We start from the raw sequence: 21506 nt of genomic DNA, 5'->3' as shown, positions 1-21506 counted from the left end.
GAGGTGGTGAGTGCGGCGCGACCGGCGGCGCGGTACCGCTCAACCGCGTCGGCCAGTCGAGCAGGGGATGTGCGTACCTCGCCGGCGGCCTCATCGAGGGGCGTTCCCGCGAGGACGGACAGGATGGCGCCCTCCATCGCAGTGGTGCCCGTGTGGTCCACGTCGTCCCCCTCAGCACAGGAGCAGGCAGGCATCCCAGTCGGTGGCGGGCGCGGCCCCCGGTTCGGCGCACTGGAAGGCCAGGGCCGCTCCTGCCGCCCCTTCGAGGAAGCCGGCTTCTTCCGGAGGGGGAGGGCGAGGGAGCGTTCACGCAGTTCGGGGAGCCGGTCCGTGAACACCGTGGGGGCCTCGGCGTCCTCAGCGACACGTTGCACGGTGCGCAGGAGGCCGCCGACTCCGTGGCACAGGCCGCGGGTGGTGAGCTGGTCGAGCTGGTGCGGGTCGGACAGGCATAACAGGAGAGCGCGTTCGGCCATCCTCTTGCGGTCCTCGTCGCCCAGGGCGATCGCAGCGAGCTGCTGCGCACGAGCCAGTCCGGGGACGCCGTAGCACCAGGACGGTGCGGTCGGCGCCACGGGTGTCGGGTTTGTATCGGTGATCCAGCGCGGCCAGCGAGTTCCGCGGTGGTCGCTGCGGCGTATGCGGTCGAGCCAGTGGCAAATGCGGGCCATGGCGGTGTCATGGTCGTTCACGGTGATGCCGTGGCGCTTGGCCAGTGCGAGGAGGGCGAGCGGGCCGGCGATGCCATGGGCGAGACCGGCGTTGGCATGACCGCCCGGCGTTGCCGCCTGGTGGCTGGCCGGGGCATGCTCGACCCACCAGCCGGGAAGCGGCTGCCCCTTGGGCCCGGTCACAGGTTCGCTGAGCCGCACCAGGTACTCCAGGACGGCCTTGAGCTCGTCGCTCTCCGGCAGGCGCCGCAGCAGAAGGGCACCGAGCCCGGTCAGGCCCCGGAACAGGTCGTACTCGGCGAAGCTGGCGTAGCGGCCCTGGCCGATGCGCGCGTGGGCGGCAGCCAGGCGGCGGCGGGTGTGTGCGGCGACACTGGTGTCCAGTGCGTGCAGTGCTCCGGCGTAGCGGTCGCTGTTGGTGGCGGCGAGGTGCAGGACGTACGTCATCGCGGGTGCGCCGAGGAACAGGCTGGCATCGTCTCCGTCGATCAGGGGGCCGACGGCGGCGAGTTGCCGGTGTACGGACTGCCATGGGGCGAGCCCGCGCCGGGCTCGTTCTATGTGGAGCAGGGTGATGCCGAGGGGGCCGTGCGCGAGGGACTGCCGGGTGGCCAGGTCGGCCCCGGGGGCGGGCGGGGCGGTGGTCACCGCGGGGCTCCTTGGGTGCGGGCGGTCCAGGACAGGGCGGCGGCGCGGGCGAGGCGGCGGCAGGTGGCTTCGCTGCCGGGGTCGATGCCGGTGGTGCGGTTGTGGTGCATGTGCAGTAGGGATGGCAGTACGGCGGCTGGGTCGGCACCGTTGCCTTTGAGTGCCTGGTGGTAGGCGGTGAGGGCGTCTCGGCGCCGGGCCCACGATGTGGCGACGTAGGCGCAGTCGGGCAGGGACCGCAGGGAGGCGTGGTCGGGGTCCGGGGTGCTGAGACGGATGGCCGTGGTGAGTACGTCGCGGGGTGCGGGGTCGCCGTCGTTCTTCAGAAGGTTGGTGGTGAGCCATGCCCGGCTGTCTGCGGGTGAGCCGAGGAAGGCGTCGGCGATGTCCACGAAGCTGGCGGCGGTGACGGCAGGCCGCAGGCGATCGGGGATGGGTAGGGCCAGCTGCGCGAGCGCGGCGGCGGAGTCCGCGGCGAAGAACCGTTCGGCGGCCTCGAGGACGGTGCCGGTGCCGTAGCGGCCGGTCTCCGGCTCGTCGGTGGCCCATTGCACGCGCTGGATCAGACCCTCGGCGCGTAGCTCTGCGGCCCACGCGGCGACGCGCTGTGCGGCGTGGCCGAAGGCATGCGGGTCTGGCAGGCGGAGCCGCAGTCGCAGGTGGCTGTCGGGGTCGGCGTAGCGGGTGAACCACCAGGTCGGCTCCTCGGTTCCCCAGTCGCTCAGCAGCCGCGGCAGGTGGGTGGTCAGCACCTCCGGCGTGCGGTCGGAGTTGCCGTACAGCTTGAGGTACGCCCACTCGCTCGCGCCCGGTATCCGGCCGGAGGTGCGGCTCACCACGGTCGCGGTCCGGGAGATGGATGTGAGGGTGGGCGGCTGGTCGGCGGCGAAGGGCACGGTGATCTCATGCGCGCGTCCCACCCAGCCGAACGCGCTCTCCGGGGGCGCCTCGTGGAGCACCACCGTTCCGTTTCGGTCCAGTTCGGCCTGGAGAAGTTGGACGTGGGCGGGGATGTCGAGGTCCAGGCGCAGCCGCTGGTCGTCGCTGCCGACATAGACGGTGCGCGGCACGCCGTAGCGGATGCGCCAGTCGGTTAAGCGGAAGGCCCAGTTGTCCCCGCCGAGGTCTCGGGCGCGGAGTCGCCAGCACGCGGCGGACAGGATGGTGCGGCCGACGCGTACTTCGGGCAGGAACGGTAGTTGGGCTGCCGCGCCCCAGGCGAAGGGCAGCAGGACCGCGGCGTGCGAGCGGTGCAGTTCGCACACGAAGCGGACCAGTGGATGGGTGGCGTTGGCGAGTTCCACGGCGTTCATGACCGACGGCTCGACGGGCCGGCCGGTGGCAAGCTGCACCAGGTACAGGCGCTGGGAGTCGGCGACGACGCCGAGGCCGTCCAGGTCGAGGGTGGCGTGCGGGTTGTGCTCGCTGACGGATAGCACCTTCGGCACGACGGCCGGGGCGCGGGCGACGTTGTACGTGGGCAGCCGCAGCGGCGGGCTGGAGACCTGGCCTCGGGTGGCGCCGGCGGCGAGCGTCGGCAGGTTGGCGTACGCGGCGATCATCCGCTCCCGGTCGGGTCGCTCCAGCATGGTCAGGAAGCGGCCGGTGGTGGTGCCGGCGGCGAGGGAGAGCCCGGCCGTGATCAGGGCGAACCGGCCTCGCTCCAGGTCCTTCAGGGAGGGCGACAGCACGGTGAAGCACAGTTCGACGTGCGCGGGAACCTGGTCGGGCTCGCCGAGGGACAGCGCCTGGATGTCCTCCTCGCTGAGGACGATCTCGCGCTGGTCGCTGAGGGCTGCGTTCTGGGCGAGGGCGAGGAGGTACTCGTCGCGGCGGCTTATCGCCAGCACTGGGCGCTTCAGGACCGTGCCGCGGTAGCCGACCGGAAAGCCGAGGCCGGTGTCCGGGTCGGTGAGGTCCCGCAAGGGGACGATGGCGCCCATGCTGTAGCGCTCCAGGAACCGCGCCCGGTAATCACTCCACGCCGGAGAGCCGTTCGGGTACGGCGTGACCCGGGCCATGACCTCCAGGGCGCGCTCAGCCTCACGTGTCACGATCTCCGGGAGGACGATGTCGAGGTCGGGCCGTAGGTTGACGACCAGGGTGCGGTCCGTGATGCCGGTGAGGGCATTCATCCTTGCGCCGGCCTGTGCGCGGAGAGAGCGTTGTTTGTCCAGTGGGCCGCTGTCGTGGGCGCTGAGGAGCGTGCGAATCTGCCGCAGCTTTCTGGCCGTGTCGGAGGCGACTTCGGCTGTTTCGAGCTGGTCGACCAGGTGACCGAGCGCGTCGTCGCACGTCATGGGGGCGTGCAGGCTGCCCAGCAGCACGCGGTGCGCGACAAGGCTGCGCAGCATGTCCTCGATCATCGCAGGCGGGGTGTCGGGGTAGTCGCTGGACAGCTTGGCCGTGAGTTCGCTGACCTTTATGGGTGTACGGGCGAGAGCCAGTACCGCTTCGACGGCCGGGGTGCGCCGTAGCCGCGTATCGGTGGGGCCGTCAGCGCTGCCCGGCTGGTGCTGCACAGTGATGCTGCCCCCTCGCACGGTGCAGGTGGGGTCGACGATGACATGCAGGTGCCGCAGGACGGCCAGGTCGCGTTCCAGGACGGTGATGACGTCCTTCAGCCATACCGCGTCGGCGCGGGCGAAGGCGCGGTGTTCGGCGCCCCACTGGACTCGGGCTGTACCCCCGACACGTATGGGTGCGGGACTACCTCACCGGACACCTTGACCAGTTGCACTACGACACCGCACTCGAAGCGGGCTGGCCCATAGCCACCGGCTCGGTCGAAGGCGCCTGCCGTCACCTCATCGGCGACCGCCTCGACATCACCGGCGCCCGCTGGGGCCTCGCCGGCGCCGAGGCCGTCCTCAAGCTCCGCGCCGTCCACGCCAACGACGACCTCGACCCCTACCTCGCCTACCACCACACCCGCGAACACCAGCGCACCTACCCCGACCAGCACAACTACCAACTCGGAGCCTGATCAACGACCTTCCCCGGAGAGGATCCGCACCCATCGTCTTCTGCATGCGCGACGACTCGGTGTGGCTGCGCTGCAGGGCCGGTCACGAGGCGCGAGAGCCTCGTTTGGACGCCGCCTGGTACAACCGCAATTCCAGTCCGGTAGACCAGTGGCACCCGACCCTTGAGGACGGGCTGCGTCACCCCGGCCACTGACCCCGAAACCCCTCACCCCTGCCCCTGGATATCGCCGGCGCCGGAGGACCGGCCTGGTCAGACCGTCAGCTCCGCAGCCACTTAGGGGTTTCACATGCGCCTTCACACCACGACCGCCCTCAGTCTGAGCGTCCTCACCGTCCTGGCCATGGCGGGCTGCTCCACCGGCAGCACGCCCACTGACGGTCCGGTCTTCCCCGCCTCCGCGCCCAAACAGCAGGAAGGCAAGCACGCTCCGGCACTCGCACCGCTGTCCTCGGCCGAGCTGAGCAAGCGCCTTTTGGACGAGCGGGACCTCGGCGAGGGATATCTCCGCAAGCCACAGCAGCCCAGGGGACATGACGACGTCATAGCGTCCGGTTGCCCGGCCCTGGACGAGCTCGGCGGCGCGGCTGTTGTCGGTGGCGGCCTCGACTTCCCGCGCAAGGCGAAGACGTCCTTCACCTATGCCCACGGCAGCAACTCGGAGGTGGCGGAGGAGTTGTACAGCGACACCGAGGAGAGGCTCTCGAATGGCGTGGGCCGGATCTTCGAAGCGATGACCTCCTGCCCCACGTACCAGCTCTTCTTCGGCAGCACCCCTGTCAAGGTGTCGACTCAGAAGGTGGCCGCGGCCCGGCTGGGCGATGAGCTGTGGAGCCAACTGCTCACCTTCACCGGCAGTGGACGCAGCCACCTCGTCAAGCAGACAGCTGTCCGCACTGGGACGGTGGTCGTCGTGGTCTCCGGCAGCCCCGGCCTTGTTGATGCCCACTTGGCGAAGGCGGTCGACAAGGCTCACAGCGCGGGCTGAGCCCGCCACCCGGAATTACTGAGTGCCTTCGGCGCACGCGGCGACTGCCTTCTGCAGGCCAGTGAAGTCGGTCTCCAGCGGGTTGAGGCGCTTGAGGCTGGACGGCCTGATGCTCTTCTGGCCGGGACACCGCTCATCCAGGACCCGGGTGGGCAGGACGTAGAAGGTCCACTGGCCGAGGTCCAGGGGATCGAGGGTCTGCTTGTCCTGGTGATGCAGCAGGCAGAAGACGTACACGTCCGAGCGGCGCAGTACTTCGGCCGAGGTGGTGCCAGTCTCTGCGTCCCAGCCGGCAGCCGGCGCGATGCCGAACTGGACCTTCGACGCCCCGGACTGCGCCCACGATTGCAGGTAGGCCGTCGACTTCACCTCGACGCGCCACCCTTCGGGCGTGCGGATGTCGACGGTGTCCCATTCGGTGCGGGTGCCGGCTGCCGCGCCCAGGGCCGTGGCCACGAGATACTCGGCCAGGACACCCCGCATAGTGTTGTTGGCCAGGTCGGAGCAGGCCCAGCTCCAGAACTCGCCGAGTCTACCTACTGCTTCGCCGTTGGCCCGTATCGGCTCGCTGCCGCCGCGGCGCGTGATGACCAGCGGGCCAAGATCGGCGTTGCTCATGCTCTCCTCCTGACGACGGCCTGCGGCGAATGGAGCTCAGCCTGACAGCAGTCACTGACAACGGAGTTGGGACCTTCCCGGAGCGGGGCCGCTGTCACCGAATCCGTTGGGTGACGCGAGCTGACGGGTCCGACCATGGCGTGGTCGGGCCCGTCAGTCGTTTGCCGACCTGGAAACGGTTCCTCCGATCGACGTGTCAGGGTTGCCGGTAATCGGCGCGGAAGAGCCTGCCTGTCTGGCCGGGTGATTACCGTGACCGGTGCGGACTGGACGTCAGCGGTGTGACCGCAGGAGGGGTCTGCTCAGCGACCTGCGGGTTGGATCGGGCGCGGGCAGTGGTGCTGCGGGCTTGTTCGGCCCGGGCGCGCGGGCCGGGCGCGTGGCGTTCGCCGAGGCGCTGGACGCGCCAGGTGAGGACTTCGGCCGGTGAGCGGGCATCGTCCAGCGGGCGTTGCCCGGCCGCTTGTTGGAGCAGGGTGGCGGGGTCGTGGCCTGCGCGTTCGGCTTCCGCGAGCACGGCAGCCAATGCGTCCCAGGAGGCTTCGTCGAGGACCTGTTCGGCGTAGGCGGGCACGGCCTTGCGCAGATGTTCGGCGTATCGGCGTGTGGTGTCGGCCGGCGGCTTGCGTTCGGCGAGCCGTGCCAGCGGGGCCGGTGCCGCCTGCCCGTACGCGGCTTGAAGGTGGAGCAGGGTCTGCTGGGCTGCGGCGACCTGCTGGTCGTGGTGGTGCAGGACGCTTCTGCGGCGTACGGCGATGACGGCGAGGATGGCGGCGTCCACGAGCATGGCTACGAGGCTGTCGTCGGCGGGGTGGGTGCTCATGGTCTTCAGGGCGCCGCGGATGGCGCGGGCATGCTGATGGCCCACGCGGGCACGGGTGTTGACCGCGTACTCGAACGCGAAGGCCGCCTGGCGCAGCTCGGAGCGGAGGTGGGCGGGGGCGAGTGCGGGCAGGGCGTAGAGGATCTCCCCGAACGCCACCAGATGCGCTGAGGCTGTGGCCGGGTTGTCCTGGGCGAGGTGGTGGGGGATGCGCTCGATGGTGGCGGTGGCCTGGTGCCACGGGTTCGGCCGAGGCCGGCCTGCTGGTTGCGGGGCGGCGGGTTCGGTGGCGGCGAGGCGTTCCTGGATCTTGGGCAGGGACAGGTCGGTGGCGAGACTGGAGCCGGAGTACCAGATGGGCTCGAAGTCGGTGTTGGTGTCGTCGGGCAGGGCCACCTTGTAGCCCTTGAGGTCCCCGGAGGGCAGGGTGCGGGTTTCGACCTGCAGGCCCGCGTCGGCGAGCAGGTTCAGGAACTCCTCCACACTGTGAGCGTGGGAGACCGCGGTGCGCACCATGCGGCGCAGCTGCTCGCGCGCCGCCCGGTCGCGTCCGTTGCGGGCGGCCTTCTCCGTCTCCGCCCGGGTGGGGCGCTTGGCGGCGGGCCAGGTGTCTCGGTCGCGGTTGACCTGGTGGAGGCCGAAGTCGGTCTCGATCTCGCTGAGTTCTGTCATGACGCGGTGGTAGTCGTTCCAGTTGCGCGGCGGGCGCAGGTCCCCGCGCATCTTGGTGGCGACGATGTGGATGTGGTCGTCCGCGTGGCGCACGGCGATCCAGCGGCAGCCATCCGGATCACCGTGTGGGGCGATGCCGGTGGCGTTCAGGACGCGGCGGGCGATGGTGGCCCACTCGGCGTCGGTCAGGGTGCGGTCCTCGGGTGCGGCACGGAGCGAGCAGTGCCACACATGCCCCTCCGGGGCCTGGTCGCCGACCTGCTTGACCCGCAGGTCGAGGGCCTTGACGAGCTGCTCCATCCGCTCCTTGTGGCTGGGGCTGTCTTCGGGTCCGGGGTCGGGGGCGAAGCCGTCCCAGGAGGCAACGATGTGCTGGTCGGTGTGCACGGTCGCCGTACCCGGACCGAAGAGGTAGATCAGCACGCCCCGGGTCCTGCTGCCCGGCTTGACGATGTTCGCGATCACACCCGGCCCGCCTTCTGCCCGGCCGCCCGGAAAGCGGCCTCGTCCACGGCCTTCACAGCGTCCCGGGCAGTGGCCAGGAGGCGTTCGGCCCGCTCCAGAATGGCGGCGTCCACAGGGTGTGAATCGCCGCCGGAGTTGAGGCGGCGGGCGATCTGGTTGACGTTGGTGCCGATCCGGGCGATCTGGGTGCGCAGGGCGGCGAACTCATCGATCACGTCGTCGTAGACCGTGCGCTGGTCGGGCAGGTGCTCCTCGCCGTTGACGAAGGCCATGACGACCGCGCCGACCAGGTGCGCGCCGGTGATGTCCAACGCCTTGGCCTTGGCGAGGATCTTCGCTTTCTCGCCGACGCTGTAGCGGGCATCGACACGCTCCTTGCGCTGCCCGTCGCCGCTGGCTTCGCGGCGACGGGCGACACGGTAGAGCGCGGCTTCATCGGCGGCGCGCACGACAGCGGGCTGCTGCTCGGCGACGACGTCTTCGCCCACCCCCTCCTGCTCCGGCACGCCCTCGTGCCGGAGCTCCCCCTCCGCCACCCCCGGGGCGGAGGTGCTCGCGATGGACCGGCCCATGGACGGTCCATCGCCATTGCTTGCTGCGCGGTTGTCCGGGGCGTTGGCCGTCTCCTGCCGGTTGGTGTCTTCGTGGTGTCGGTCGTGCACGTGTGGTTCTCCGAGGGTGTGGTCGGCAGGGGAGCTGAGCCGCCGAAGCGCCGAGCTATGGCAGATGAGGCCAGTGGCCGGAGCGATGCGACGGTTGTGAGAGCTGCGGTAGGTGCTGTCAGGGGCAGGGCTGTGGTTGCGAGGGGCGCTTTGGGGACCGGTCCCCAAAGCGCTGCGGTGCACGGTCCCCAGACAATTGGGGACGGGACGCGACGCTCATCGGGGACGGTCCCCCTGACACGTCGTCACGGGGACCGTCCCCCTTTCACCCCACGGTCCCGGTCCCCGCAGGGACCGAAGGGGGCTGTTCCGGGGACGGTCCCGGTTGCTGGGGACGCTCCGGGGACCGCAATAAAAGTCCCTCTGAGCTGCGGTTTCAGAGGGGACCGGTCCCCGGCAGCCGTCGGCACGGTCCCCGGGACGCGGTCCCCGAAGTGCTCGTCGGGGACCGCGTACGACCGGTTCGGGACCGACGTTCGTAGCCCCACGAAGCTGCGCGAGGAGCGAAGTCGGACCGCGTCAGGCAGCTCGGTGTCGGTCCATCCGGGCAGCGGCGAGGTCGACGCGCGACGGGTGGGGAGTCGTACGTACGGCATTGCCCCGGGCGGCTCCGTCAGGGCTCGCCCTGCGTTGACGGCACGGGGAGCCCACGGGGGCGTGGCACCAGTCGCACCGGACACCGAGCGCATCGGGGACGCCCTCGGCGACGGCGGCCTCGCGCGCGGCGCGGGTCGGACGGTAGCGGGCCAACTCGGCACGAACGGTCGGCGGGATGCACGAACCGATCTCGTGCAGGCGCTCCTCGACGTCCCGAGGCCGGCCATCGCTGGTGATCTGCCGGTGCGTCGACGGGGCGGCCGTGCCGGCGGCGACAGCGTTCCGGGCACGGAGCAGCTCGGCACGCCAGGCGGCCGGATCGTCGGGGTCGGCAGTGGGAGTGGGGTCGGTGTGCCGGTCGCGGCGGTCGCGTCGGTGGGTACGCCATCTGCGGGCGATGTCCACGGGCAGGATCGGGTACGGCGAGTCGAGGATGTGGGACCGTATCGCTTCGCGGACGTCCCAGCCGTGGTCGGTGGCGAAGGGCACGTCGTCGAGCAGCTCCTGCCACTGGGCGATCTGGCCACGGGCCTCGCCCGTGCCGGTGCGGATGGTGCGGGGGTCGAGGCGTCCGATGTAGGCGAGGACGGCGGCGACTTCGCGTCGGTGCAAGGGCGGGTTACTCCGTTCCGGTCGGGTCGTCGAGGGCGGCGAGCAGGGCGGCCATGTGCGCTTCGGAGCGCGTCATGCCGGTGGCTGCGGTGGGGGTGCCGCCAGGCAAGGCGTAGAGGTTGGGGCGGCCAGGGGCTGGGGTGTGCTCCCGAGCGATCCACGCGCGCCAGTCGGCGGCCCACGCGTCGATAGTGCGGGGCGCCCAGGTGGCCCGGTAGGTGCGCCACTTCTCGTCGGCGGCGCGCAGGGTGTGCTCGCCGAGTCGGTCGAGGTGGCCGTGGTGCTGCAGCCAGGCACGGGCATCGTCGTCGATGTGCCACTCGATGGCGGAGATGAGCGGGGCAGAGCTGCTGCTGCTCTTACCGTTCACCTTCGGTTCTCTTCTGTTCTGGGGGCCGGAATCTGCACCCCCATCGGGTCGGAATCCGTACCCCCCGGGGGCCGGATTCCGTTCCCCGGGGTCGGATTCTGATCCCCTCTCGAAGTGCTCGGCAGGGTCGGATTCCGATCCCCCGAGGGTCGGATTCCGCCCCGATGGGGGGACCGGATTCCGGTCCCCTTCCCGGGGCTGGTCCGCGAGGAACCGGGCGGCAACCGGGAGGACGTAGTACGTCTCTCCCCGTGGCCCCTTGCGGTCGGGGAGCTGCACCAGCTCGCCGCTGGCGATCAGATTCGCCAGGGCGTCGCGCACAGCGGTGCGGGAGGCGTTGGCGCGTTTCATGAGGGTGGGCACGGACGCGTAGGCGACGCAGTGCCGGTCGCGGCACCGGTCGGCGATCAGGGCGAGGACCATGCGGGCGGTGCCCTTGCTGCGGCTGTGGTCCCAGACCCATTCGCGGGCGTCGTAGCTCATCGGGCGGCGGCTCCTAGGTCAGGACGGGGAGGTGCGATCGGCCCTCGTCGGGCGGTGCACAGGGAGGGGGTTGCACACAGCCCCGGTCCGAAGGCGCGGGGGAGGGCTGGTGGCGTCGTATGGCCAAGACAGCCACACCCATGCCGCACAAGTCCAGCATTCCGCCGGGAAATCAGACAGCTGACGGCGAACGTGTGCTGCGAGGCAGGAATAAAACCATAAACCCGGATCGCCGGTTGCCGAAATAATGCACCGTCAGGTGAAGCCAGAAGCATCACATCGGGAACCCGTTGACTCCCGCTGAGAGTGCAAGCTACAACACAACACCCCACGTCAGAGCATGCCATCGGGCTGGCGAAGACACCGCCAACCGGACACTCGGAACCCGGCCCAGAGGTAAGCCCCGCCCGTTCGCCGGGCGCAACATAGCCGACGATCGCCGGTTAACCAAACCGGTGAATGGAAGCTACAAATGGAGCCATGGCAGCACGATCCCTGGAAATCGGGCCGGCCGGAATACGGACCGCTCGCACCATCGAAATTCTCCGCACCGAACGCGGCCTCGCCCAGCGCGAGCTCGCCGCCCGCGTCACCGCCCTCGGCCGTCCGATGACCAACACGATGCTGTCCCGCATCGAACGCGCCCAGCGCCGCTGTGACATCGACGACCTCGTCGCCCTCGCCCAGGCTCTCCGGGTCTCGCCCCTGGCTCTCCTCCACGGGACCCGCACCGCGTAGTTCCAGGCGACGCCGCCGAACGGCCTGCCACGCCCAACCACATCCGAGTAAAGGACCCAACGCCCTTGCGCCGACCCGCAATACCCCCTGCCTTTCCCCGCTCCCAGCGCACCGCCTGCACCGCCTGCACCGCGCAGGAGGTGACCGCGCATGGCTGACCGCCTCCTGACCGTGGCCGAGGCCGGCGACATGCTTGGCACGGGCGAGCGCTTCGTCCGCCGCCTGATCGCCGAGCGCCGCATCCGCTACGTGAAGCTCGGCCGCCCGGTCCGCATCCCCGAGAGCGCGATCACCGAGTACGTCGAGGCACGCACCGTCGAGCCGGTCCGCCGCCTCCGTGCCCGCTACGGGAAGGCGGCCTGATGGCGGCACGCAAGCCGCAGCGGCGGCGCGAGTTCGGCACGGTACGCAAGCTCGCCTCCGGCCGATGGCAGGCCCGCTACCTCGGACCGGACGGCCAGCGGCACAAAGCACCGGAGACGTTCGAGACCAGGTCTGACGCCCAGGACTGGCTCAACCTCGTCCGCGCGGACATCGAGCGCAACGCATGGAGCGACCCGGACGCCGGCGCGGTCAACTTCGAGAAGTACGCCCTGCGTTGGATGGAGGAACGCGGCCTGGCCCCGACCACGGTCGACCGCTACAACGCGCTGCTGAGCCTGCACATCCTGCCCACCTTCGGTGGTAAGGACCTGGACGAGATCGCCCCGCCCTCCATCCGTACCTGGAGGGCCGAGCGACTGAACGCCACCGGCGCCACCACCGTCGCCAAGTCCTACCGCCTGCTGAAGGCCATCCTCCAGACGGCGGTCGACGACGACCTCCTGCGCAGTAACCCGTGCCGTATCAAGGGCGCAGGAAAGGAGGAGGCCGACGAGCGCCCGACCGCGACCGTCGACCAGGTATTCGACCTCGCCGACGCCATGGGCCCGCGCTGGCGCCTCATGGTCCTGCTCGGCGCCTTCGCCTCCCTCCGCCCTGAGGAACTCGCCGAACTGCGCCGTCACAGTCTCGATATCGACGAATGCTCCCTGCGCGTCACGCATGCCTCACCGGAGCTGACCAACGGAAGGAGGGTGACAGGCGACCCCAAGTCCCGTGCGGGGAAGCGCACCGTGTACCTGCCCGACTTCATGCAGCCCGAGCTACGCCGACATCTTCAGTGGTTCGCCGAGAAGGAGCCCGACGGCCTCCTGTTCGTGGGTGAGAAGGGTGCACCCTTCCGCCGCTCGACCTTCGGCCGCAAGTGGCGCAAGGCGCGTACCAAGGTCGGCGTGCCGGAGAACTTCCGCTTCTACGACCTGCGCCACACCGGTAACAACCTCGCCGCCGACACCGGCGCCAAGATGAAGGACCTCATGGTCCGCGCCGGTCAGTCCTCGGAACGGGCCCAGCTGATCTACCAGCACTCCACGGCGAAGCACCAGCGCAAGCTCGCCCAGGACATCGACGCCGAGGTGCGACAGCAGCTGAAAGAAGCCGACGGCGGGCGTCAGCAGGCCCTTGAGGCATGATCCACGGCAGCTCCACGTGGCTTCGGCCGAGTTCCGGCCGGGGCCACGTGAGCGGCATGACCCCAGCGGCTCTGTACAGCGGGGGAGGGGGACCAAGGCGAAGTCGGGCTTGACCTTCGAGCTGGGTTGAAGGTTTACCGTCGGTGGTGTGACGAGCTACCGCATCTCGCAGCTGGCCGAGCGCTCAGGTGTTCCGGCCACGACGCTGCGTTTCTACGAGACCGCCGGGCTGCTGCCCGCCGAGCGGACCCCGTCCGGGTACCGCGTCTACGGCGAGGACGCGGTGGAACGGCTGGCGTTCATCTCCTCGGCCAAGCTGCTGGGTCTGGCGCTGGAAGAGATCCGCGAGCTGCTGGATGTCCGCGAGGAAGGTGTGTGCGCCTCGGTCCGGGCCCGGATGCTGCCGCTGGTGGCCGACCGGATCAAGGACACCGACGGTCGGATCGCCGAGCTGCGCGCGTTCTCGGCCCACCTGGCCGGAGTTCATACCGTGCTGTCGGGCCCGGCACCGGCGGGTGCGTGCGGCTCGGACTGCGGCTGCACGACCACCAGTGTCCCGGCGGCCGGACCGGTTCCGGTGACGCTTTCGCCGACCCGCCCCACCTCCGGATCGGAGCGGGAGACGTGGCGGGACGCCCCGGTCGCCTGCACGCTCGGCGGCGCCGAACTGGGCGAGCGCGTCGAGCAGTGGCGCACGCTCGCCGGGAAGGCCGAGCAGCGCGAGGAGATCGGCGACGGGCTGCGGCTGTCCTTCCCGCCGGAGGCCGAACTCGCCGGACAACTCGCGGCGCTCGCCGCGGCCGAGCAGAGCTGCTGTGCGTTCTTCGACTTCACCCTGCACCTGACTCCCGATGCCCTTCAGCTGAGCGTGCGCGCGCCAGAGAGCGCCGCCGGAATGCTGGCCGAACTGTTCGGAGCGACCGCATGACGCCTCCCTCATCCCGTCCACCTCGCCCGTGGGGCACACTCGGCGCGGGCACGGCTGCCATCGCAGCCTGTGCCGTGTGCTGCGCCGGCCCGCTGCTGGCGCTGCTCGGCGGTATCGGTATCACCTCCGCGATCGGCGCCCTGTGGATGCCCGTCCTCGCGGTACTGGCCGTAGCCGCCGCAGCAGGAATCCTCGTCGTGCGTCGGCGGCGACGGGCAGCGGCCTGCCGCACCACCCCGGCCCCCGCCGATCTCGGCATGCCCACCGTCCGGCCGGCGCCGAAGGACAGCGCGCCGTCGCGCTGAGAGGCCGAGCATCGCCGGTGTCCGAGCTGGTCGTGTGACCTGTGAGGATGGGCGAGAGGTCTGCCGCGGGGCGGCCGGTACGAACACGAGGGAGCAGGCAGGGTGTCGCAGAAGGGACCGCAGGGCCTGGTCGAGCGGATGGAACACCACCAGGTCGCGATCTATCTCGCGGCGATGGCCGTCGGCGGGCTGCTGGGCCGGCTGGCCCCGGTCGTCGGTCCGGGGCTGGAGCACGCCATCAACCCCCCCGTTCTCGGCACCCTCCTCTTCGTCACCTTCCTCCAGGTCCCGGCCGCCGAACTGGTCCGCTCGCTGCGCGACGGCCGTTTCCTCGCCGCGGCCCTGGCCGTGAACTTCGTGATCGTGCCGCTCATCGTCGCGGCGATGTTCACGTTCCTGCCCGAAGACCAGGCCGTGCGGGTCGGTGTGCTGCTGGTACTGCTCTGCCCGTGCGTGGACTACGTGATCGTCTTCTCCGGGCTGGCCGGCGGCTCCAGCCGCCGCCTCCTGGCCGCGACCCCACTGCTTCTCGTGGCCCAGATGCTCTTGCTGCCGCTGTTCCTGTACCTGTTCATGGGCTCCGAGCTGGCCGAAGTCGTTGAGGCGGGCCCGTTCCTCGAAGCCTTCGCCTTCCTGATCCTCATCCCGCTCGCCCTCGCCTGGGCCCTGCAGGCGTGGGCCGCGCGTCGGCCGGCCGGACAGAGGGTCTCCGACGCGGCGACCACCACGATGGTGCCGCTGATGGCCGCGACCCTGCTGACCGTGGTCGCCTCCCAGATCCCCAAGCTCGGCGACAGCCTCACCGACGTCGCCGTCGTCGTCCCCTTCTATGTCCTGTTCCTGCTGGTGATGGCCTTCGCCGGGAAGGCGATAGCCCGGCTGTTCCGGCTCGACACTGGCGCCGGACGGGCCATCGTCTTCACCGGCGCGACCCGCAACTCCCTGGTCGTCCTGCCCTTGGCCCTGGCACTGCCCGACGCCCTCGTGGTCGCAGCGGTCGTCGTGGTCACCCAGACGCTGGTCGAGGTTCTGGGGATGGTCGCCTACGTCCGGCTCATCCCAAGCCTGCTCCCCCTCGACAAGCGCGAGGACGACGTACCCGCCGCATCGTGAGCGATGGCCGGCAGTCAGCAGCACGACACCGCAGCCGACGGCAGCGCGAACTGTCGCTTTGCGTATGCGACTTCACCACCCCGACGCCTGCAAGTGGTGCAGGTCACAGAAAATGCGTCTCACTATTCGAGACAAATGGCTGACGTGTTGTCAGAAACTACCCTCTAGTGGTCCTCTGGTGGGCACATTCGCGCGACTTAGGGCACGCGGAGGGCACGAAGCCCTCAAAATGGTCTAGACAACAAACAAACCCCAGGCTGCTGACCTGGGGTTTCTCTCTGGAGCGGGTGACGAGAATCGAACTCGCGCTCTCAGCTTGGGAAGCTGATGTTCTACCATTAAACTACACCCGCGTAAGACGCCGGTCGGTGCCGGTGTCGGAACGCGTCGTTACTTTACCTCATGTCGGGCCCCGTGCGCTGAAAGCGTGGGGCCCGGACGTGTTTCCGGGGCAGGGACGGGGCTGCGGGGCGCGGGAGTTGGGGCGTACGGTGGAGGCGTGGAAGAGGGTCTGGGTGGGCCTTCGACGGGAACCGGAGTGCCGCCTGGAGGGCCGTCCCAATCATCCCGTAATGTGGCGCTTCGTCGTCAGGTCGACGTAGGTCGACAGCCAGACGCGGCTCTTGGGGAAGGGACTCTTGGACTTGATGGAGCGCACCGTCGTCCGTTGTGCCGATGGGCACGTGTTCAGCACCGCTTCGTTCCCGATGCAGCAGGCCGAACGCCTCGGCCCCGGCCGGCTCATGCGCTGCCCGCGCTGTGCCCGGCTGCGCAGTGTCGTACCGGTGGCGCTGCAAAAGCGGTAGAAGCCGCAGAAGCGGCAGAAGCCGACTAGGCCGGGATAAGCGGAAGTAGCGGAAGTAGCGGGAGCAGTAGCAGCAACCGAGGCGCGCGGGTTCGTCCGGCTGGTTAGGGGCGGTCCGCGCGTCTTGCGTATCCTCAGGGCGTGCTTCTCTCAGACAAGGACATCCGGGCCGAGATCGACGCCGGTCGGGTGCGGATTGATCCGTACGACGAATCCATGGTGCAGCCGTCGAGTGTCGACGTGCGTCTCGACCGCTTCTTCCGGGTGTTCGAGAACCACCGCTACCCGCACATCGACCCGTCCGTCGAACAGGCCGATCTCACGCGGCTCGTGGAGCCCGAGGGGGATGAGCCGTTCATCCTGCATCCGGGCGAGTTCGTGCTCGCGAGTACGTACGAGGTCATCAGCCTCCCCGACGATCTCGCCTCGCGGCTGGAGGGGAAGAGCTCTCTGGGGCGGCTCGGGCTCGTCACCCACTCCACCGCCGGGTTCATCGACCCCGGCTTCTCCGGGCATGTGACGCTCGAACTGTCGAATCTCGCGACGCTTCCCATCAAGCTCTGGCCGGGCATGAAGATCGGGCAGCTGTGCCTGTTCCGGCTCAGTTCACCGGCCGAGTTCCCGTACGGCAGCGAGCGGTACGGGTCCCGCTACCAGGGGCAGCGCGGGCCGACCGCCTCCCGGTCCTTCCTCAACTTCCACCGGACCCAGGTGTGAGCGCCGAGGAGGCCGTGACGGGCGGTGACGCGATCGTCCGCGAGAACCTCACCTACGAGGCGTTCGGCACCGCCGTACGCGAACTCGCGCAGACCATCGCCGACGACGGGTACGAGCCCGACATAGTGCTGTCCATCGCCCGGGGCGGCGTGTTCGTCGCCGGCGGTCTCGCCTACGCCCTGGACTGCAAGAACATCCACCTGGTGAACGTGGAGTTCTACACCGGCGTCGGCACGACCCTCGACATGCCCGTCATGCTCGCGCCCGTTCCGAACGCGATCGACTTCTCCGACAAGAAGGTCCTGATCACGGACGACGTCGCCGACACGGGCAAGACGCTCAAGCTCGTCCACGACTTCTGCCTCGACGCCGTGGCCGAGGTCCGGTCCGCCGTGATCTATGAGAAGTCCCACTCCCTCGTGAAGTGCGAGTACGTGTGGAAGCGGACCGATGACTGGATCAACTTCCCGTGGAGTGTCTTGCCTGTAGTACGGAAGTCGGGGGAGCCTGTTACTCCGTCCAAGGAAGCGCTCTGAACTTGGTTCGTTGCGACGGGGAATTGTGCCGCCAGCGATCTTGAAAACCGTCGTGGCGCGAGTCACCGCGGGTTCAAATCCCACACCCACCGCAGGCGAACGGCCCCTGACCAGGTGAATCGGTCGGGGGTCGTCGTGCTGCGGACTGTCCGGTGGCGACCGTGGTTCCCCACGGTTTCTCGCACGATCGGGCACAAATGGGGCACGGTGCCCGCGGTGCCGGTGAGGCAGCGGACTCGTGTTGTACTCGGGCCACGGCCTTGCCGTCAGGCCTGGTGTTCACTACGTACATGACAGATAACTCAGAGTGGCAACGACTGCGAAGTGCAATCTCCGCCCTCAGCGATGCTGTCCCCGGGAATCTTCGACGGTCTCCCCTCGGCTGGGCCGGCGTACGGGCGTGGGAAGCCGCTTGCGGAGTCGAACTGCCGGAGCCCTACCGGACGTTTGTCGCGGAGGTGTCCAACGGTTCGCTGGAGGGCGCATCCACTGCACACCGGCTCCTGCCGTTGGGAGGACTGCCTGAGAAGTGGCAAAGCTGGAAGGCTGATTGCTGGCTCAGCCCCGAACCATTCGACGGAACGGCGGTACGCAGGTTCACTGAGCCGTTCCCGCTGGAGGAGGAGTGGCAGTGGGAGTACGACTACTACGACCATGATGAGCACTCACCTCTACTCCACGGCATCTATCAGAACGGCTCGGTCCTCCTGGGCGGCAACCGTGACTGCGAGTTCTGGGCACTTGTGGTCACCGGGCTTCAGCGCGGCCGGGTCTGGTGGCTGGGAGACGGATGCGCCGCCCCGTACGCGGACGCGGGGGAGGCAGGCGAGTCGGAGGCCGACTTCGTGGCCTGGTTCCAGGATTGGCAAGCCGATCGAGGATGGTGGTCTGAGCACGTCGACGGGTAGGTCTCAGCCGACGATTGCCCGAGAGGGCCTCCCCTGAAGGGCAGGCCCTTGCACAAGCGCCTGCTGACCCGTAGCTCTAGCCGGATCGGGCAGTCACAGCCATGCCGGCCCCTGGGCGGTCCCGCAGGGACACGGCCGTGCGGGGCGATTGCCGGGGTTGCGATACCTGGCTGCTGTACCGCAAGATCCAAACGGGGGGTGACCATGGAACGGCATGTGCTGGAATCGCTGTTGGCTGGTGACGACGAGGCGTCCGTGATAGCTCTGGCCACCCTCCGAAGCGGCGCCACCTACTGGGTGGGAGATCGGGCACAACCCGCAGGCCAGCATGCTGGAGTCTTCAAGCGCCGTCTTCAGCGCATGCGGATGCACGGACTCGAACCTCTTGGGCTGGAACGAGCAGTGCAACTCATCCGCGAACATGGCCGGCCCGTGCGCACAGGGCTGATCGATTCTGCCGATCGGACATGGACCACCCTGCTCTTTCTCAACGAGGACGGCGGCGCACTAGTGGCCTGCGCCGGCTGGCCGCTGCCGCTGGTTGTCAGGGAGCCACCGCTTTAGGGGAGAGGCTGGGGCGTCTTGCCGGTGACCTGCGGCTTTCTCGGCTGCGACAGGAGGCAGTAACTCGCCCGCCAGTCACCCTTGTTGACCCTTTGTGACTCCTGCATCTGGCACGGCTGTGGCACGCGGTGATGCGATCCTTTACCCGCCGCTCCGATCGTTGATCTTGTCGGTCCTGGTGCGGGATTCCGAGCCCGAACGAACCGGAGGGAGACGTGACGTGGCTGTCCCGTGGGGACTCCTGCTTGTCCACGGGCACGTAGACCACCTGGCAAACTGCCCCGACCGATCGTGCCGGCCAGCGCAGTGCCTCGTTGTCGGTTGGCGTTGGGTGACCTCGTACGGCCCGGAGACGGCCCGGAGGCAGCCCGGAGACGGCCCGGAGACAGCCCCGTCGGCCTGTAGGCCTGTAGGCGTGGACGACGGCCTCGTCTCCTCCGACTGGACGTCTCCCGCACCACGGCCGTGCAGCCCCCGGCCCCGGCGGGCGCGGCACGTGGTACTCCGCGACCGAGGTCAGGTCGTCCACCGCTTCCCCCGCAGCGCCGAGCACTGCCGTGACGATCAGCAGACGGCCTGCCAGCCGTGGCCACCTGGCTCTCTTCCGCGGAAGCCTCGAAGCGCTGGTCAGCACGAGGCTGCCTCAACTCGCCGCGGCGGCGAGTGCCAGGTTGCCGAGGTCAGTCGCCGTGGAGACCGTGGGCGACAACCCCACCCTGTCCTGTGCTGCTTCGGTCATGGCGGGTACGCAACCCGAGCGCGCCGACAGTACCTAGGGCGCTAGCGTCCGTGAGCATGACGACTGGCACCCTGCAGAGACTGCGGTCCGAGCTGAGAGATCATGCGGAGCCCCGTGTTCGGGCGCAGCTCGTGCGGGTGCTCAGCCCCGCGGACGACGACGAGCTGCTCGGTGTGCGCGTTCCCGTGATGCGTGAACTGGCCCGGCAGTACCGGGAGTTGCCTCTGACGGACGTAGACGTTCTGCTGCACAGCCGCGTGCATGAGGAGCGGTTCGCAGGTCTGCTGGTCCTGGCTGAGCAGATGCGCAGTGCGCGGGGCGCCGACCGTACGGAGCTGGTCGATTTCTATCTGGCACGCACCGATTGCGTGGACAACTGGGATCTGGTGGATGGTTCCGCGCATGTCGTGCTGGGGCCGTGGCTCCTGGACGGACCGTTGGATGTGCTGGACGACCTGGCCGGCTCGGCGCGGCTGTGGGACCGCAGGATCGCCGTGCTGGCCACCTTGGCGCTGATCCGGGCCGGCCGCTTCGAGCCGACCCTCCGACTCGTTCTCAGGCTGCGCCGGGATCCGGAGCCGCTGATCCACAAGGCGTTGGGGTGGATGTTGCGGGAGATCGGCCGCCGGGACGAGCGGGTGATGGTGGACTTCCTCGACCGGAACCACGCAGAGCTGCCGCGGATCACCGTGCGGTACGCGACCGAGCGTGTGGCACCGGGCCTGCGTGCCCGGTTCGTGAGGACGCGGTAGGGCCCGTCCGACGGATCGGGCCGGCGGAAGATCCAGGGTCCCTCGGCCCGGGGAAGCGGCGGGATTCCGATTCCGAGGATCTCGGTATGGGCCTGTGCAGGGATGTAGGGGGTGCAGGGACGTATGAGTGTGCATGCCTGTGCGTGTACGGGCATGCGACGGGGCCCCCGGCGCAGCGACTGCGCCGGGGGCCCCGTCCTGTCGTACGGCGGTGTCCCGCCTAGAACGTGCCCAGCTTGATCAGCGACAGGATCGCGACCAGCTGGATCGCCGAGGCGCCCAGGGCCTTCGGCCAGGGGAGGTCGTGCGACTTGGAGACCATCAGGGTCAGGAGCGCGCCGGCGGCGACCCAGGTGATCCAGCCGAGGATCTGGACGAAGGAGGCGTCGCCGCCCGCGAACATGGCGACGACCAGGCGGGGCGCGTCCGTGAGGGACATGATCAGCATGGAGAGGCCGACCGTGGGCTGCCAGGCGCCGTCGCCGCCGATCTGGCGGGCCAGGGTGTGGGTGACCACGCCCAGGATGAAGGTGCTCACCACCATCGTCACGGCTGTGACGAGGACGATCGGTACGGCGTTCGAGAGCGTCGCGTTGATCGCGTCTTCGCGGGCGCCGTCGAAGCCGAAGACGGCCAGCAGGCCGTACAGGAACGTCACGATCAGGGCGGGGCCCCACACCGCGTAGTCGCGCATCACCAGGAACGTCTGGTTCGGGCTGGTGACGATGCCCTTGAGGAGGGCCTTCCACGGCAGCCGCGGGCCGAGCGGGGCCGCCGGGGTGTTGCCCGCGCGGTAGGTGTCGCCCTGCTGGTACGGGTCCTCGCCGACCGAGAACATCTGCGTGTGCCCCGGGTTGTTGGCGGCGTACGGGTCCGCGCCGCCACCCTGCGGGTGGGGGTGCGTGCCGTCGTCGCCGAAGTACTCCGGCTCGCCGTGGTTGCCGTGGCCCCCGTGGTTGCCGCGAGCCCCGTGGTTGCCGGGGTGTCCGCCGCCGTGCGTCTGCGGCCAGCCGCCCTGACCGCCGCTCCGGCCGCCGCCGTACGGCGGCCCTGGGGGCGTCTGGGGGTAGCCGTACGACGGGCCGCCGGCCTGCGGGGCCTGCTGTCCGTACGGAGGGTTTTGCGGTCGCGCTTGAGGAGCGCCGTTGTCCCGGCCGCGTCCGATCCTGAATCCAGCCACGTCATCGAACGTACCTGGTCCCGGGCTGCAGCGTGCCGGGCCGGGGCCAACCGGCCCGGCTTTGCTGCCGAGCTGTGACATCCCCTAAGGGATCGTCAGGGATTCCTGAGGGG

20 protein-coding genes, 1 tRNA gene and 2 pseudogenes are annotated in these 21506 nt (G+C 69.5%); 14 read left to right on the top strand and 9 right to left on the bottom strand.

Features of this window, described 5'->3' with window-relative positions; all coding sequences use genetic code 11:
• Positions 1-401: 401 nt before the first annotated feature.
• Positions 402-1319: pseudogene (locus tag AWZ10_RS37160) on the bottom strand (lanthionine synthetase C family protein); the annotation flags it as partial.
• Entirely contained in the window at positions 1316-4018 is a 2703-nt protein-coding gene (locus tag AWZ10_RS37155; protein ID WP_078531551.1) for a lantibiotic dehydratase, read from the bottom strand. The pseudogene AWZ10_RS37160 and the gene AWZ10_RS37155, both read right to left, overlap by 4 nt.
• 11 nt (positions 4019-4029) lie before the next feature.
• On the opposite strand from AWZ10_RS37155, the pseudogene AWZ10_RS37150 reads away from it, so the two are divergent.
• Both AWZ10_RS37150 and AWZ10_RS37145 read left to right on the top strand, forming a co-directional pair.
• Positions 4030-4305, top strand: a pseudogene (locus AWZ10_RS37150) (ISKra4 family transposase); the annotation flags it as partial.
• 288 nt (positions 4306-4593) lie between these two features.
• Positions 4594-5292: a hypothetical protein gene (locus AWZ10_RS37145; protein ID WP_005483574.1), complete on the top strand. Its 699-nt coding sequence runs from the start codon at positions 4594-4596 to the stop codon at positions 5290-5292.
• Positions 5293-5307: 15 nt separating this feature from the next.
• Here AWZ10_RS37145 and AWZ10_RS37140 read toward each other — a convergent pair whose 3' ends face one another.
• The 5 genes from AWZ10_RS37140 to AWZ10_RS37120 form a co-directional block, all read right to left on the bottom strand.
• Positions 5308-5910 (bottom strand): hypothetical protein, encoded by a 603-nt coding sequence (locus AWZ10_RS37140; RefSeq protein WP_005483576.1) that lies wholly within the window; start codon positions 5908-5910, stop codon positions 5308-5310.
• A 247-nt stretch (positions 5911-6157) separates the two neighbouring features.
• Positions 6158-7870, bottom strand: a complete 1713-nt coding sequence (locus AWZ10_RS37135) for a relaxase/mobilization nuclease domain-containing protein (protein WP_005483577.1) — start codon at positions 7868-7870, stop codon at positions 6158-6160.
• Positions 7867-8532, bottom strand: coding sequence for a MobC family plasmid mobilization relaxosome protein (locus AWZ10_RS52605; RefSeq protein ID WP_005483579.1), 666 nt, complete (start codon positions 8530-8532; stop codon positions 7867-7869). The genes AWZ10_RS37135 and AWZ10_RS52605 overlap by 4 nt, the downstream gene beginning before the upstream one ends.
• A 519-nt stretch (positions 8533-9051) precedes the next feature.
• Entirely contained in the window at positions 9052-9741 is a 690-nt protein-coding gene (locus AWZ10_RS37125) for a zinc finger domain-containing protein (RefSeq protein WP_060893217.1), read from the bottom strand.
• Between the two features lie 7 nt (positions 9742-9748).
• Positions 9749-10594, bottom strand: coding sequence for a hypothetical protein (locus AWZ10_RS37120; RefSeq protein WP_005483582.1), 846 nt, complete (start codon positions 10592-10594; stop codon positions 9749-9751).
• 480 nt (positions 10595-11074) lie between these two features.
• On the opposite strand from AWZ10_RS37120, the gene AWZ10_RS37115 reads away from it, so the two are divergent.
• The 6 genes from AWZ10_RS37115 (at position 11075) to AWZ10_RS37090 (ending at position 15192) form a co-directional block, all read left to right on the top strand.
• A complete protein-coding gene (locus AWZ10_RS37115; RefSeq protein WP_005483584.1) occupies positions 11075-11332 on the top strand; it encodes a helix-turn-helix domain-containing protein in 258 nt (85 codons plus the stop codon).
• Between the two features lie 150 nt (positions 11333-11482).
• Positions 11483-11695: a helix-turn-helix domain-containing protein gene (locus AWZ10_RS37110; protein ID WP_005483585.1), complete on the top strand. Its 213-nt coding sequence runs from the start codon at positions 11483-11485 to the stop codon at positions 11693-11695.
• Positions 11695-12846, top strand: a complete 1152-nt coding sequence (locus AWZ10_RS37105; protein ID WP_005483586.1) for a tyrosine-type recombinase/integrase — start codon at positions 11695-11697, stop codon at positions 12844-12846. The genes AWZ10_RS37110 and AWZ10_RS37105 overlap by 1 nt, the downstream gene beginning before the upstream one ends.
• Before the next feature lie 148 nt (positions 12847-12994).
• On the top strand, positions 12995-13774 hold the full coding sequence (locus tag AWZ10_RS37100) for a heavy metal-responsive transcriptional regulator (protein ID WP_005483587.1): 780 nt from the start codon (positions 12995-12997) through the stop codon (positions 13772-13774).
• Complete coding sequence (locus AWZ10_RS37095; RefSeq protein WP_234360664.1) at positions 13771-14079, top strand: hypothetical protein; 309 nt, start codon at positions 13771-13773, stop codon at positions 14077-14079. The genes AWZ10_RS37100 and AWZ10_RS37095 overlap by 4 nt, the downstream gene beginning before the upstream one ends.
• Before the next feature lie 138 nt (positions 14080-14217).
• Positions 14218-15192 (top strand): bile acid:sodium symporter, encoded by a 975-nt coding sequence (locus AWZ10_RS37090; protein WP_173531639.1) that lies wholly within the window; start codon positions 14218-14220, stop codon positions 15190-15192.
• A gap of 279 nt (positions 15193-15471) precedes the next feature.
• On the opposite strand, the gene AWZ10_RS37085 is transcribed toward AWZ10_RS37090, so the two are convergent.
• A tRNA-Gly gene (locus AWZ10_RS37085) sits at positions 15472-15545 on the bottom strand.
• A 330-nt stretch (positions 15546-15875) separates the two neighbouring features.
• On the opposite strand from AWZ10_RS37085, the gene AWZ10_RS55330 reads away from it, so the two are divergent.
• The 6 genes from AWZ10_RS55330 to AWZ10_RS37065 all read left to right on the top strand — a co-directional run bounded on the left by AWZ10_RS55330 (position 15876) and on the right by AWZ10_RS37065 (position 20213).
• Positions 15876-15998: a hypothetical protein gene (locus AWZ10_RS55330; RefSeq protein WP_267886425.1), complete on the top strand. Its 123-nt coding sequence runs from the start codon at positions 15876-15878 to the stop codon at positions 15996-15998.
• Positions 15999-16138: 140 nt separating this feature from the next.
• Positions 16139-16714: a dCTP deaminase gene (gene dcd / locus AWZ10_RS37080; RefSeq protein WP_037702868.1), complete on the top strand. Its 576-nt coding sequence runs from the start codon at positions 16139-16141 to the stop codon at positions 16712-16714.
• Positions 16711-17250, top strand: a complete 540-nt coding sequence (locus AWZ10_RS37075; protein ID WP_037702867.1) for a phosphoribosyltransferase — start codon at positions 16711-16713, stop codon at positions 17248-17250. The genes dcd and AWZ10_RS37075 overlap by 4 nt, the downstream gene beginning before the upstream one ends.
• A gap of 509 nt (positions 17251-17759) precedes the next feature.
• The gene (locus AWZ10_RS37070; RefSeq protein WP_060893216.1) at positions 17760-18158 is read left to right on the top strand and encodes a hypothetical protein; all 399 of its coding nucleotides are present in this window, start codon (positions 17760-17762) and stop codon (positions 18156-18158) included.
• Positions 18159-18362: 204 nt separating this feature from the next.
• Positions 18363-18722 carry a hypothetical protein gene (locus AWZ10_RS48850; protein WP_078935623.1) on the top strand — a complete coding sequence of 120 codons (360 nt, stop codon included), beginning with the start codon at positions 18363-18365 and terminating at the stop codon, positions 18720-18722.
• 795 nt (positions 18723-19517) lie between these two features.
• Positions 19518-20213, top strand: coding sequence for a DNA alkylation repair protein (locus AWZ10_RS37065; RefSeq protein ID WP_060893215.1), 696 nt, complete (start codon positions 19518-19520; stop codon positions 20211-20213).
• A gap of 220 nt (positions 20214-20433) precedes the next feature.
• Here the strand turns inward: AWZ10_RS37065 and AWZ10_RS37060 are convergent, their stop codons facing one another.
• A complete protein-coding gene (locus tag AWZ10_RS37060; RefSeq protein WP_107084644.1) occupies positions 20434-21474 on the bottom strand; it encodes a Yip1 family protein in 1041 nt (346 codons plus the stop codon).
• Positions 21475-21506: the final 32 nt, after the last annotated feature.

The sequence above is a fragment of the Streptomyces europaeiscabiei genome (genome assembly GCF_001550375.1).
GTDB lineage: Bacteria > Actinomycetota > Actinomycetes > Streptomycetales > Streptomycetaceae > Streptomyces > Streptomyces europaeiscabiei.
This window is presented reverse-complemented; position numbering and strand designations above follow the sequence as displayed.